We start from the raw sequence: 12,947 nt of genomic DNA, 5'->3' as shown, positions 1-12,947 counted from the left end.
CAAAAGGCGTGGCGGAAGCGACCGTGATTTTCTGGATCGCCGGGATATTGTCCCAGCTTTCAAGCGCGTCGGTTCGCGGGCGAAGGAACACGTCGCCGTTCTGCATCTGAATGACCACGCCGCTTCTGGTCAGCACCTGGCCGCCGGCATAATCAGGCACCTTGATCTGGAACGTGGCCTGGACAAAGGACTGGACTTTCTGGCCCGATACGCTCGCCTCGGTCAGCGGATTCCGATACGAAAATTCGGCGGCGGTCCCGGGACTGGTCTGATAGGTCGTGCGATATCCGCCGCTTGAAGACACGGGGCTTCCCGTTGTGTCGGTCAGAGCGAACTGCGAACTGTCCTCGGCGTTCCAGCCCACGGCGGCGTTCGCCTGCGTCTGGGTGATGTTGTTCTTCGACGTCGGGTCCAGAAGCGACCGCTTTCCGAAATACAGCCAGGTTTGCGTTGGCATGATACGTTTCTTTCCTGATAGCCTGCAGCGTTGGCCGGGCCGTCCCGGCGGGGGCCGAGGCAGCGTCAACCCCGGAAAATATGCGTCTAGCACAACCAAAGGCTGAAATCACCCTGTCAATCAGTGGAACGCCATGTCGCTGTGTCGCTGTTGCACGACAGATGCGAATTGCCTGTCCAGTGGCTGGCCGCTACAAACCCGCGCGACAAAGGATGGGAGCGACAGGATGACCACGACCCGCACCGAGACCGACAGCTTTGGCCCGCTGGAGGTCGATGCCTCGAAATACTGGGGTGCGCAGACCCAGCGTTCGATCAGGAATTTTCCCATCGGCTGGGAACGCCAGCCGGTCGCGATCATCCGCGCGCTTGGCGCGATCAAGCTGGCGGCGGCGCGGGTGAACATGCGAAGCGGCGATCTGGACCCGGCAATCGGGCGCGCGATGGAACAGGCCGCGACCGAGGTCTACGAGGGCCGGTTCGACGACAACTTCCCGCTGGTCGTCTGGCAAACGGGATCGGGCACGCAATCGAACATGAACGCCAACGAGGTCATCGGCAACCGCGCGATCGAGATTCTGGGCGGCCAGATGGGCAGCAAGGCCCCGGTTCATCCCAATGATCATGTGAACATGGGCCAGTCCAGCAACGATACCTTTCCCACGGCGATGCATGTCGGCATCGCGATGATGGCGCGCGATGTGCTGATTCCCGGTCTGGAAAAGCTGCATCAGGCGCTGGCAGCGAAGGCCGAGGAATTCCGGGACATCATCAAGATCGGCCGCACCCATACGCAGGACGCGACGCCGCTGACGCTGGGTCAGGAATTCGGCGGCTATGCCCATCAGGTCGCCAAGGGAATCGAGCGGGTGAAGCTGGCTCTGGGCGACATCTACGAACTGGCGCAGGGCGGCACCGCCGTGGGCACCGGCCTGAACACGAAGAAGGGCTGGGACACCGAAATCGCGGCCGAGATCGCCGCCATCACCGACCTGCCCTTCGTCACGGCCCCCAACAAGTTCGAGGCGCTGGCCGCCCATGATGCGATGGTGTTCTTTTCCGGCGCGCTGAAGACCGTCGCTGCCTCGTTGTTCAAGATCGCCAATGACATCCGCCTGCTGGGATCGGGTCCGCGATCGGGCCTGGGGGAACTGATCCTGCCCGAAAACGAGCCCGGATCCTCGATCATGCCCGGCAAGGTCAACCCGACCCAGGCCGAGGCGCTGACCATGGTCTGCGCGCATGTGATGGGCAACGACGCCGCCGTGACCTTTGCCGGCAGCCAGGGTCATTTCGAACTGAACGTCTACAACCCGATGATGTCCTACAACGTCATCCAGTCGATGCAGCTTCTGGGCGATGCGGCCTCGTCCTTCACCGACAACATGGTGGTGGGCACGCAGGCCAATACAGCCCGCATCGACAAGCTGATGAAGGAATCGCTGATGCTGGTCACGGCGCTGGCGCCTTCCATCGGCTATGACAATGCCACCAAGGTCGCCAAGACCGCGCACCGGAACGGCACGACCCTGCGCCAGGAAGCCGTCGCGCTTGGCTTCGTCGATGCCGAGACCTTCGACCGGATCGTTCGTCCCGAGGACATGATCGGCCCCAGGGAATGAACAGCGCTTGACCGGATCGGGCCGGTCCGGGGTAGTATGCCGCTCCGCCCCGGCCCTTTCCATCGGAACGCCATGACCCGAATCATCAACCTGCGACAGGCCCGCAAACACCGCGCCCGCAATGCCAGCCGCGCGGCGGGCGACACGAATGCGGCGAAATTCGGCGAGGCGAAGCCGCTGCGCGATCTGCGCAAGGCGGAAAAGGACCGCGCCCTGCGCGACCATGACAGCCACAGGATCGACCGGACCGACGAGACCGGCCCGGATGGCTGAGCCGATCCTGCCCCCCGTGACCCCGCCGCTCAAGCGGTCGGTGACGATCGACGGGCACCGCACCTCGGTCTCGCTGGAGGATGCATTCTGGCATGACCTGGCGGCGCTCGCGAAGCGGCGCGGCGAGACTCGGGCAAGCCTGATCGGCAGGATCGACCACGCCCGGCCGCCCGAGGTCGGACTGGCCACCGCGTTGCGGCTGTTCGTTCTGGCCGAGACAAAGCGCGGTCTGGCGCAGATCCGCACGGCAGGGACGCAGGCATGATCTGACCTGCCCGGAGGTCATGCAAGCCCGGACGCCGGTGCTTTCCTGTCCGGGGCCGGAACGCTGGGACCGGCCTTTTCACCGGAAAAGACCGGGCTTGACGCGCGGCGCCGGCCGCCACAAGGGGGGGATGCCGTGATCCTGATCACGGACGATCTCACGCCCATCCGGCCCGCGGCGCGGCCCCCGCAGGCGGCGGGACGGCTATTTCGCGCTGGCGGCGGCGCTTTCCGGCAATTCCTCGTCGAACAGGCGCTGGTAGAATTCGGCCACCGTCTGACGCTCGAGTTCGTCGCATTTGTTGAGAAAGGTCAGGCGGAAGGCATAGCCCACATTGTCGAAGATGCGCGCGTTCTGTGCCCATGAAATGACCGTCCGCGGCGACATCACGGTGGACAGATCGCCCTGCATGAAGGCCGTCCGCGTCAGATCCGCCAGCGTCACCATCTGGTTGATCGCCTTGCGACCCTTCTCGTTGTTGTAGTTGGGGTTCTTGGCCAGCACGATGGCGGCCTCGGCGTCGTGGGACAGATAATTCAGCGTCGAGACCAGCGACCATCGGTCCATCTGTCCCTGGTTGATCTGCTGGGTCCCGTGATAGAGGCCGGTCGTATCGCCCAGGCCCACGGTGTTGGCGGTCGCAAACAGCCGGAAGCAGGGATTGGGGGTGATGACCTCGTTCTGGTCAAGCAGGGTCAGCTTGCCGTCGGCTTCCAGCACGCGCTGGATCACGAACATCACGTCGGCGCGGCCGGCATCGTATTCGTCGAAGACGATCGCGGTCGGGTTGCGCAGCGCCCAGGGCAGGATGCCTTCGTGAAACACCGTCACCTGCTTGCCATCGACCAGCTTGATCGCGTCCTTGCCGATCAGGTCGATGCGGCTGACATGGCTGTCCAGGTTGACGCGCACACACGGCCAGTTAAGCCGGGCCGCCACCTGTTCGATATGGGTGGACTTGCCGGTGCCGTGATAGCCCTGGATCATCACCCGGCGGTTATAGGCAAAGCCCGCGAGGATCGCGAGCGTGGTGTCGGGGTCGAACTTGTAGGTGCTGTCGATCTCGGGCACCCGGTCGCTGCGCTCGGCAAAGCCCCTGACCTTCATGTCGCTGTCCAGCCCGAAGGTTTCACGCAGGTCGATTTCCTCGGTGGGTTTGGCGTTCATGTCCAGCATCATCGGGCCCTTTCCTCGCAACGCCGCCTTGATCGCGCATTCGTGCGGCGCGCGCAAGACAGGGTCGCGTTGACGTGTGCGAAGACCCTGCCTAATCTGCCCTGCGAACAAGGATGGGAATGAACGTGGCTTTGAAAGAGGCGCGCAGGGTCGAGCTGGAGGAAATGATCGCGCGGGTGGCCCTGGCCGACCGCGAGGCCTTCGATGCGCTGTATGACGCGACCTCGGCGAAACTGCATGCGGTCTGCCTGTCGCTGCTGAAGGACCGTCCCGAAGCCGAAGAGACCCTGCAAGAGGTCTATGTCAGGATCTGGCAGAATGCGGCGCGCTATGCCTCGAACGGCCTGTCGCCGATGACCTGGCTGATCACCATCGCCCGCAACCGCTCGATCGACCGGCTTCGGGCGCGCAAGTCCCGTCCTGCCACGGCGCCGGCCGAGGCCGCCGACGCGGTCCCCTCGGCCGAGCCCGGCCCCGAGGCCGCGACGATCCGCGCCCAGGAGCGCCGGATGCTGGATGAATGCCTTGCACAACTGGGCGAGCCGCAGGCCGGTGCCGTCCGCGCCGTCTATCTGGAAGGGGAAACCTATGCCGATCTGGCCGCCCGCGAGGGCAAGCCGATCAACACCGTCCGCAGCTGGCTGCGCCGCAGCCTGTTGCGCCTGAAGGATTGCGTGGGTCAATGAACGAGGACACGCCCCTGACCCCGGAACAGGAAGACGACGCGCTGGCGGCGGAACTGGCCCTTGGCCTGCTTGACGGGGACGAGGCACAGGCCGCCGTCGCGCGGCTGGCGCAGGATCCGGCCTTCGCCCAGGCCGTGCGCGACTGGCAAGAGCGACTGGCGGGCCTTGCGCTGAACCTGACGCCGGTGATGGCGCCTGCCCGTGCGCGGCAGCGCATCCGCGAACAGCTGGGCCATGGACGCGCGCCGCTGGCCGACGACCCGTCGGCGCGCGCGGCGCCGTGGTGGCGCGGGCCCATCGGCGCGCTGACCGGCCTGGTGGCGGTCGCGGCCGTCGCCCTGTTCCTGTGGATGCCCGGACAGACGCCGACCACCGCGCCCGTCGCCGCCGATTACCAGGCACAACTCGTGTCCGAAGACGACAGCCTGCGCGTCGCCGCCCGGCTGGATGGCCGCGAGATGGAGATCGCGCTGGAACAGGGGACCGCCGCCGAGGGCCGCGACTATGAGATCTGGTGGATCAAGCCCGACGGTTCGGACCCGATCTCGCTGGGCCTGGTGCCGCGATCGGGCAATGCGCGGATGGAACTGCCCTCGGATCTGAACCCCGACGAGGGCGTCCAGATCGCGCTGTCGGACGAACCTCAGGGCGGCTCGCCCACCGGGCAGGCAACCGGGCCCATCGTCGCGATAGCGCCGCTCACGCCGACGTGATCCGGGCGGCCCCGCCGGCCGCGCAACTTATCCTGAATGCTTCCGTGCCTGTGGGTATCGCAGCCGAAAACCGGCTGTTCCAACCCGGAGGAAGATTCATGAAACGCTTCACCACCGCGCTTGCCGCATCCGCCATCGCCCTCAGCCTTGCCGGAGGCGCCTACGCCGACAACACGATGGTCGGCGGCGTCGAGATGTTGCCGACGAACAACGTCGTCGAGAACGCTTCGAACGCGCCCAACCTGACCACGCTGGTCTCGGCGGTTAAGGCCGCGGGTCTGGTCGAAACGCTGATGGGACCCGGACCGTTCACCGTGTTCGCGCCCACGAACGCCGCTTTCGCGAAACTGCCCGAGAAAGCCGTGGCTGACCTGCTGAAGCCTGAAAACAAGGACATGCTGACCAAGGTCCTGACCTGCCATGTCGCCGCCGCGGACGCGATGTCGCCCGCCATCGGCAAGATGATCAAGGATAATGGCGGCAGCTATGCAATCGACACCGTGGGCGGCTGCAAACTGACTGCCTCGATCAACCCCGACAATCAGGCGCTGCAGCTGACCGACGAAAACGGCACTGTCGCGACCGTGACCACGCCGGATGTCAAGCAGGCGAACGGCGTCGTCCACGTGATCGACACGGTTCTGATGCCGAAGATGATGTAATACGGCACAGACCGGCCCGCCTTCCCCGGCGGGTCGACTGGCCCGCGCGAATCCCCTTCCGCGCGGGCCTTTTTCCTGTCCGAACCCCCGAACCGCCTTGCGCGCCGCGCGTTGCATCGTCACGGTTGGGACGGAAAACGGGGCAAGGACAGATGCGGGCATGAGCGGACTCATTGCGCTTCTGGACGATGTCGCGGCCATCTCGAAGGTCGCGGCCACGTCCATCGACGATGTGGCGGGACAGGCCGCCAAGGCCGGCGCCAAGGCGGCCGGAGCCGTGATCGACGATGCGGCGGTGACGCCGAAATACGTAGACGGCTTCGATGCAAGCCGCGAGATTCCGATCGTCTGGAAGATCGCCAAGGGGTCGATCTTCAACAAGCTGGTGATCCTGCTGCCGGTCGGCCTGCTGCTGTCGGCCTTCGCGCCCTGGCTGATCACGCCGCTTCTGATGATCGGCGGCGGCTATCTGTGTTTCGAAGGCGCCGAGAAGGTCGCCCAGATCTTTGTCCGCACAGACCGCCACGACAGCCAGAAACACATCCGCCCCGAAGGCGCCGGCGCGGCGCTGGAGGAGAAGCGCGTGGCGGGGGCGATCAAGACCGATTTCATCCTCTCGGCCGAGATCATGACCATCGCGTTGTCGACCATTCCGGCCAGCGACACGCTGTGGACGAAGGCGCTGATCCTGTTCGTCGTGGCCATCGGGATCACCGTGGCCGTCTATGGCGCGGTGGCGCTGATCGTGAAGGCCGATGATCTGGGCGTGCATCTGGCGACCGGGCGCAGCGGTGCGCTGGCCTCGCTTGGTCGCGGCATCGTCAAGGTGATGCCGGGCCTGATGAAGACTCTGACCATCGTCGGCACCGCCGCGATGTTGTGGGTCGGCGGCAACATCATCCTGCACGGCCTCTCCGAGATGGGCTGGCAAGTCATCTATGGCTGGATCGAGGAGACCGCGGCGAAGGCTGCCGAGGCGGTTCCACGGGCGCCGGGCGCAGTCGCCTGGATGACCACCGCCTTTTTCGACGGAATCTTCGGCCTGCTGCTGGGGCTGATTCTGATCCCGCTGGTCGAATACCTGATCAATCCCGCGCTGTCGGCCACAATCATTCCGCTGATCGCTTCGGCAAAGCGGGTCCTTGGCGGCAAAGGCCCGCAAAAGGCCGAGGAAAAGAGCAGCGGCGATCCGCGTTGACCGTCTGGTCAAAGACTGTCACATTTGCCTCACGAAAGAGTTGCGCTTCCGTCATGCGAGACCGCTAGGTCCGGTAGCGATCCACAACTCCTGAGGGGAGGAAGAACATGAAACGCCTGATTACCGCTTCCGCGGTGGCGCTGATCGCGTCGCTGTCGGCCGCCAATGCCCAGACCGAAATCCAGTGGTGGCACGCCATGGGCGGCGAGCTGGGCTCCAAGCTGGAAGAAATCGTCCAGGGCTTCAATGACAGCCAGAACGAATACAAGGTCGTCCCGTCCTACAAGGGCACCTATCCCGAGACGATGACCGCCGCCATCGCGGCGTTCCGCGCCAAGCAGCAGCCGACCATCGTGCAGGTCTTCGAGGTCGGCACCGGAACCATGATGGCCGCCCAGGGCGCCATCGTCCCGGTCTATCAACTGATGCAGGACAACGATGTCCAGTTCGACCCGAACGCCTTCCTGCCGGCGGTCGTGGGCTATTATACGGACACTGACGGCAACATGCTGTCGATGCCGTTCAACAGCTCGACGCCGATCCTGTATTACAACAAGGATGTGTTCGAGAAGGCCGGCCTGGACCCGGAACAGCCCCCGAAGACCTGGGGCGAGATGGAAGAATTCTCGAAGAAGATCATCGATTCGGGCGCCGCGTCCTGCGGCTTCACCACCGGCTGGGTCAGCTGGATCCAGACCGAGAATTTCAGCGCCTGGCACAACCAGCCGGTCGGCACCGAACAGAACGGCTTCGGCGGACTGGATGCGCGGCTGTCGCTGAACGGCCCGGTTCAGGTCAAGCATTGGGAAAACCTCAAGAAATGGGCCGATGAAGGCATCTTCAAATATGGCGGCCCGGTCGGCGGCGACAACGCACCGCCCATGTTCTATTCGCAGGAATGCGCGATGATCATGAACAGTTCGGCCAGCCGTGCCGGTGTCCTGGCCAATGCCCAGGATTTCCAGGTCGGCTTCGGGATGCTGCCCTATTACGACGATGTCGAGGGCGCGCCGCAAAACACCATCATCGGCGGCGCGACCCTGTGGGTTCTGTCGGGACGCCCGGAGGAGGAATACAAGGGCGCCGCCAGGTTCTTCGAATATCTCTCTTCGCCCGATGTCCAGGCCGACTGGGCCTCGTTCTCGGGTTATCTGCCGATCACGCAGGCTGCGGCGGACCAGATGTCGGGCTTCTTCGCCGACAATCCCGGCGCCGATACCGGCCTGAAAGAGATCACGCTGAACCCGCCGACCGAGAATTCCAAGGGTCTGCGCTTTGGCAATTACGTCCAGATCCGCGGCATCATCGACGAGGAATTCGAACAGCTTCTGGCCGGTTCGAAAGACGCCCAGGGCGCGCTGGATTCGGTGGTCGAGCGGGGCAACAAGCTGCTCGAGGAATTCCAGGCGCAAAACCAGTAGGAACGGATCGGGGGCCGCGATCGGTCGCGGTCCCCATCCCTTGCCGACCGGCCCGCACCACCCGGAGATGCGATGAAGCGCACAATTTTCAGCAATCAGTTGCTGCCATGGCTGCTGCTGGCCCCACAGCTGGCCATTACCTTCATCTTCTTCCTCTGGCCCGCCGGCCAGGCGATCAGGCAAAGTTTCCTGCGCGAAGACGCCTTTGGCATCAATACAAGCTTCGTGGGGCTGGCGAATTTCCGGGCGCTGCTGGACAGTCCGGAATACCTGGAATCGGTGAAGGTCACGGCGGTTTTCGCCGTCTCCGTGACGGTCGTGTCGATGGGCGTGGCGCTGCTGCTGGCGGTGGCCGTGGACCGGATGCTGAAATCGGCGCGCGTCTACACAACCCTGCTGGTCTGGCCCTATGCGGTCGCGCCGGCCGTGGCCGGCATCCTGTGGTGGTTCATCTTCAACCCGACCATCGGCATCATGCCCTATGTGCTGGATGTCATCGGCTATGACTGGAACCATGTCAGTTCCAAGACCGATGCGATGATCCTTGTCGTCATCGCCAGCGCGTGGAAGCAGATCAGCTACAACTTCCTGTTCTTCGTCGCCGGCCTGCAGGCCATTCCGGCCTCCATGCGCGAGGCCGCCGCCATCGACGGCGCCGGCCCCGTCAGGCGTTTCTTCGACATCACCTTTCCGCTGCTGTCGCCCACGACCTTCTTTCTGCTCGTGATCAATATCGTCTATGCCATGTTCGAGACCTTCGGCGTCATCGACGCCACGACCGAGGGCGGACCCGCGCGGGCCACCAACATCATGGTCTACAAGGTGTATTTCGACGGTTTCGTGGGACAGAATATCGGCAGTTCGGCGGCGCAATCGGTGGTCTTGATGCTGCTGGTGATCACGCTGACGATCATCCAGTTCCGCTGGGTCGAAAAGAAGGTCGAATACTGATGATCGAAAATCGCCCCGGCCTGAACATCCTCGCCCATCTGGTGCTGATCCTCGGCGTCGTGATCGTCGCCCTGCCCGTGTGGGTGGCCTTCGTCGCCTCGACCCGGTCCGCGACCGATTTCATGTCGGGCACCGTGCCGATGTGGCCCGGCCCCCATCTGGTCGAGAATTATGCCCGGATGCTGGACAGCGGCGTCTCGACCAGCGGCACACCGCCGGTCGCGCGGATGATGTTCAACAGCCTTGTCATGGCGCTGTCGATCGCCATCGGCAAGATCGCCATCTCGATCCTGTCGGCCTTCGCCATCGTCTATTTCCGCTTTCCGCTTCGCGGGCTGGCCTTCTGGTGCATCTTCGTGACGCTGATGCTGCCGGTCGAGGTCCGCATCGTGCCGACCTTTCAGGTCGTGGCGGGGCTGGGCCTGCTGAATTCCTATGCCGGGCTCTCGGTTCCGCTGATCGCCAGCGCCACCGCCACCTTCCTGTTCCGACAGGTGTTCCTGACCATGCCCGACGAGTTGGTCGAGGCCGCGCGGATCGACGGCGCCGGGCCGATGAAGTTCTTTCGCGACATCCTGCTGCCGCTGTCACGAACCAACATGGCGGCCCTGTTCGTGATCCTGTTCATCTATGGCTGGAATCAATATCTGTGGCCGCTGCTGATCACCACGGATGCGCAATATTACACCATCGTCGCCGGCATCAAGCGCATGGCAGACGCCGTCGACGGTCTGCCGCAATGGCATCTGGTCATGGCGACCGCGGTGCTGGCCATGTTGCCGCCCGTCGCGGTGGTGATCGGAATGCAGAAGCTGTTCGTCAAAGGTCTCGTCGAGACGGAGAAATAAGTTGGCATCCATCAAACTGGACAATCTCGGCAAGATCTATCCCGGCGGCAGCCGCGCCGTGGGCGGCGTCAAGCTTGATATCGCTGACGGTGAATTCATCGTTCTGGTCGGGCCATCGGGCTGCGGCAAATCCACGCTTCTGCGCATGGTCGCGGGACTGGAAAGCATCACCGAAGGCGAGGTCCGGATCGGTGACCGCGTGGTCAACAAGGTCGAACCCGCCGACCGCGACATCGCGATGGTGTTTCAGAACTACGCCCTCTATCCGCATATGTCGGTGCGTCAGAACCTGGCTTACGGCCTGAAGAACCGCCGCACGCCCAAGGCCGAGATCACCCGGCGCGTGGACGAGGCCGCCGCAATCCTGCAAATCGGCCCGTTTCTGGACCGCAAGCCGCGTGCCCTGTCGGGCGGGCAGCGTCAGCGCGTGGCAATGGGCCGCGCCATCGTGCGCGAACCGGCAGCCTTTCTGTTCGACGAACCGCTGTCCAACCTTGACGCCAAGTTGCGCGTGGCGATGCGCCTGGAAATCAAGGACTTGCAGAAACGACTGCGGACGACCTCGATCTACGTTACCCATGACCAGCTTGAGGCGATGACACTGGCCGATCGGCTGGTCGTTTTGAATGCCGGTCAGGTCGAACAGATCGGCACCCCGCTGGATGTCTATCGCCGTCCCGCCTCGACCTTCGTGGCCGGATTCATCGGCAGCCCGGCAATGAACCTGATTCCGGCCCGCGCCGTGCCGCATCTGCCCGGCAGCGCCCATGCCGCCGTGATCGGCATCCGCCCCGAGGATCTGGTTCCCGATCCCGACGGCCCGATCGAGATGCAGGTCGGCGCGATCGAGGAACTGGGCGCACAGCGCCTGGTCCACGGCAAGGTCAACGGCGCCGACGTGACGATCGCCCTGCCCTCGCATGGCGAATTGTCCGACAGGCTGCGCCTGAATGCCGCCCCCGAGGCCCTGCATCGCTTCGACGATAAAAGCGGCAAGCGGCTGGACTGAACGCCCTTTCGGCCGCGGGTGATCGGTGAGCAGCGACTCATGTTCCGTCTTTGTTCCGGGTACGGGCTGTGTTAACCTCGATTCTCCAGCCAGAGGTGAATACGCATGTGCCATTCGGTCTGTTCGCGCGACCCCATCCGCTCGATCCAGTGCATCGTCCCGCCCCACATGCTGCGCGTGATCGCCTTGCGGGGCGATGAACGCACTGCCGAAATGGCGCGCAGCCTGCTGAAGCAGACGCAGCAACTGCGCCAGGAACGCGAGGATCACGTCCATCCCGGCACGCCCGGCCCCGATATGCCGCCAGCCGCCGCTGTCGCGCGACGAAAGCGTGGCGCAAGGGCCAGCCGGTACCGCCCCGACCGCCGCGTCCATGACGGCCAGCACAAGGCGGCCCTTCCCGGCACGCTGGTCCGGGCGGAAGGCGATCCGCCCGCCGGGATCGCGGATGCCGACCGCATGTATGATGCGATGGGCGAGGTGTTTTCGCTTTACGCCGATCAGTTCGACCGCGATTCGCTGGACGGTCACGGGATGCCGCTGCTGGCGACCGTGAACCACCGGCGCAACTACAACAACGCCTTCTGGGATGGCGATCAGATGGCCTTCGGCAATGGCGACGGAAAGCTGTTTCGCAGTTTCATCGACCCCACGGTGATCGCGCATGAAATGACCCATGGCGTGATCCAGTATTCCGGCGGGCTGATCTATCAGGATCAGTCGGGCGCGCTGAACGAAAGCCTGGCCGACGTCTTCGCCGCGATCTCGGTCCAGCATCAGCTGAAGCAGACACCGGCGGAGGCCGACTGGATCATCGGGGGCGAATTGCTGGGTCCGGACATCAAGGGCGTCGGGCTGCGCAGTCTGAAGGCGCCAGGCACAGCCTATCACGACGATCTTCTGGGTCAGGATCCGCAACCCTTTCACATGGACAATTTCCTGTCCACCAAGGACGACGATGGCGGCGTCCACATCAATTCCGGGATCCCGAACCATGCCTTCTATCTGTATTGCATGTTGCTGGGCGGGCCATCCTGGGAAAAGCCGGGCCAGATCTGGTATCGCGCCCTGCAAGAGATGAACAATCCGCTGGCCACCTTCGCCGAATGGTCTGACCAGACCGTCGCCGCCGCGATCACGCTTTACGGCATGGGCAGCCCCGAGATGGTGTTGCTGCGACGGGCCTGGAAGCTGGTCGGACTGCCGGGCTAGGGCGACCTCGGTCGTTTTCCGGGGTCCGGCGGCGCGTCCGGCCTGCCCCTATCCTTTCGGTGATCTTGCCGGACCGCCTTTCCCGCCTTATCTTCTGCGCATATGGGTTGTGCAGCGATAGGCGCCGGGTGTGTTGCCATGATCATCGAAATATCGTCCAGCGGCGGCTTTGCCGGAGTTCCGGCCGCCGCCATGAACAAGCGGATCGACGTGGATCAGCAGACCCCGCAGATGCGGCAGGAAATCTGCGAGGCGTTCGAGCCGCGCGATCTGAGCCAGCTTGCCTCGAAATCTGGCGCGCGCCGGGGCGCTGACATGATGACCTATCGCATCACCGTCACCGACCGGCAGGCCGGCGCGCATGTCTTCACGATTCGCGAGGATCAGCTTCCACCCCAGATGCTGGACCTGATCGACCAGATGTAGGATCTTGGCCGTCCCTGCCCCAAGTGCGG

General features: G+C 64.1%; 15 protein-coding genes. 13 read left to right on the top strand and 2 right to left on the bottom strand.

Translation table 11 applies throughout. The annotated features are described in order from the left end of the window. Nucleotides 1-526: hypothetical protein (locus B4L36_RS14890; protein WP_292958787.1), on the bottom strand; the 526-nt coding region annotated here is incomplete at its 3' end. Nucleotides 527-683: 157 nt separating this feature from the next. Here B4L36_RS14890 and fumC point away from each other — a divergent pair. From fumC to B4L36_RS14875, 3 genes are all read left to right on the top strand, one after another. Beyond that, the gene (gene fumC / locus B4L36_RS14885) at nucleotides 684-2,078 is read left to right on the top strand and encodes a class II fumarate hydratase (protein ID WP_292958785.1); all 1,395 of its coding nucleotides are present in this window, start codon (nucleotides 684-686) and stop codon (nucleotides 2,076-2,078) included. Between the two features lie 72 nt (nucleotides 2,079-2,150). Beyond that, complete coding sequence (locus B4L36_RS14880; protein ID WP_292958783.1) at nucleotides 2,151-2,351, top strand: DUF4169 family protein; 201 nt, start codon at nucleotides 2,151-2,153, stop codon at nucleotides 2,349-2,351. Then, nucleotides 2,344-2,616 carry a ribbon-helix-helix domain-containing protein gene (locus B4L36_RS14875; protein WP_292958781.1) on the top strand — a complete coding sequence of 91 codons (273 nt, stop codon included), beginning with the start codon at nucleotides 2,344-2,346 and terminating at the stop codon, nucleotides 2,614-2,616. Before B4L36_RS14880 ends, B4L36_RS14875 begins: the two co-directional genes overlap by 8 nt. 204 nt (nucleotides 2,617-2,820) lie before the next feature. On the opposite strand, the gene cobS is transcribed toward B4L36_RS14875, so the two are convergent. Continuing rightward, entirely contained in the window at nucleotides 2,821-3,792 is a 972-nt protein-coding gene (gene cobS / locus B4L36_RS14870) for a cobaltochelatase subunit CobS (RefSeq protein ID WP_292958844.1), read from the bottom strand. A gap of 119 nt (nucleotides 3,793-3,911) precedes the next feature. Between cobS and B4L36_RS14865 the strand changes: the two genes are divergently transcribed. From B4L36_RS14865 to B4L36_RS14820, 10 genes are all read left to right on the top strand, one after another. Further along, on the top strand, nucleotides 3,912-4,478 hold the full coding sequence (locus tag B4L36_RS14865) for a sigma-70 family RNA polymerase sigma factor (protein ID WP_292958779.1): 567 nt from the start codon (nucleotides 3,912-3,914) through the stop codon (nucleotides 4,476-4,478). Next, on the top strand, nucleotides 4,475-5,191 hold the full coding sequence (locus tag B4L36_RS14860) for an anti-sigma factor (protein WP_292958777.1): 717 nt from the start codon (nucleotides 4,475-4,477) through the stop codon (nucleotides 5,189-5,191). Before B4L36_RS14865 ends, B4L36_RS14860 begins: the two co-directional genes overlap by 4 nt. A gap of 98 nt (nucleotides 5,192-5,289) precedes the next feature. Then, the gene (locus B4L36_RS14855) at nucleotides 5,290-5,853 is read left to right on the top strand and encodes a fasciclin domain-containing protein (RefSeq protein ID WP_292958775.1); all 564 of its coding nucleotides are present in this window, start codon (nucleotides 5,290-5,292) and stop codon (nucleotides 5,851-5,853) included. A 160-nt stretch (nucleotides 5,854-6,013) separates the two neighbouring features. Beyond that, entirely contained in the window at nucleotides 6,014-7,051 is a 1,038-nt protein-coding gene (locus tag B4L36_RS14850) for a DUF808 domain-containing protein (RefSeq protein ID WP_292958773.1), read from the top strand. A gap of 107 nt (nucleotides 7,052-7,158) precedes the next feature. Beyond that, nucleotides 7,159-8,472 carry a sn-glycerol-3-phosphate ABC transporter substrate-binding protein UgpB gene (gene ugpB, locus B4L36_RS14845; protein ID WP_292958771.1) on the top strand — a complete coding sequence of 438 codons (1,314 nt, stop codon included), beginning with the start codon at nucleotides 7,159-7,161 and terminating at the stop codon, nucleotides 8,470-8,472. 72 nt (nucleotides 8,473-8,544) lie between these two features. Next, nucleotides 8,545-9,423 (top strand): sn-glycerol-3-phosphate ABC transporter permease UgpA, encoded by an 879-nt coding sequence (gene ugpA / locus B4L36_RS14840; RefSeq protein WP_292958769.1) that lies wholly within the window; start codon nucleotides 8,545-8,547, stop codon nucleotides 9,421-9,423. Then, nucleotides 9,423-10,271, top strand: coding sequence for a sn-glycerol-3-phosphate ABC transporter permease UgpE (ugpE, locus tag B4L36_RS14835; protein ID WP_292958767.1), 849 nt, complete (start codon nucleotides 9,423-9,425; stop codon nucleotides 10,269-10,271). Before ugpA ends, ugpE begins: the two co-directional genes overlap by 1 nt. Before the next feature lies 1 nt (nucleotide 10,272). Next, nucleotides 10,273-11,280 carry a sn-glycerol-3-phosphate import ATP-binding protein UgpC gene (locus tag B4L36_RS14830; protein WP_292958765.1) on the top strand — a complete coding sequence of 336 codons (1,008 nt, stop codon included), beginning with the start codon at nucleotides 10,273-10,275 and terminating at the stop codon, nucleotides 11,278-11,280. A 105-nt stretch (nucleotides 11,281-11,385) separates the two neighbouring features. Beyond that, complete coding sequence (locus B4L36_RS14825) at nucleotides 11,386-12,492, top strand: M4 family metallopeptidase (protein WP_292958763.1); 1,107 nt, start codon at nucleotides 11,386-11,388, stop codon at nucleotides 12,490-12,492. Between the two features lie 138 nt (nucleotides 12,493-12,630). Further along, the gene (locus tag B4L36_RS14820) at nucleotides 12,631-12,918 is read left to right on the top strand and encodes a protealysin inhibitor emfourin (protein ID WP_292958761.1); all 288 of its coding nucleotides are present in this window, start codon (nucleotides 12,631-12,633) and stop codon (nucleotides 12,916-12,918) included. The last annotated feature ends 29 nt before the right edge of the window (nucleotides 12,919-12,947 follow it).

It is taken from the genome of Paracoccus sp. UBA889, assembly GCA_002294185.1.
In the GTDB taxonomy this organism is placed as follows: Bacteria; Pseudomonadota; Alphaproteobacteria; order Rhodobacterales; family Rhodobacteraceae; genus Paracoccus.
The sequence above is the reverse complement of the archived record's forward strand: the minus strand, read 5'-3'. Positions and strand labels throughout refer to the sequence as shown.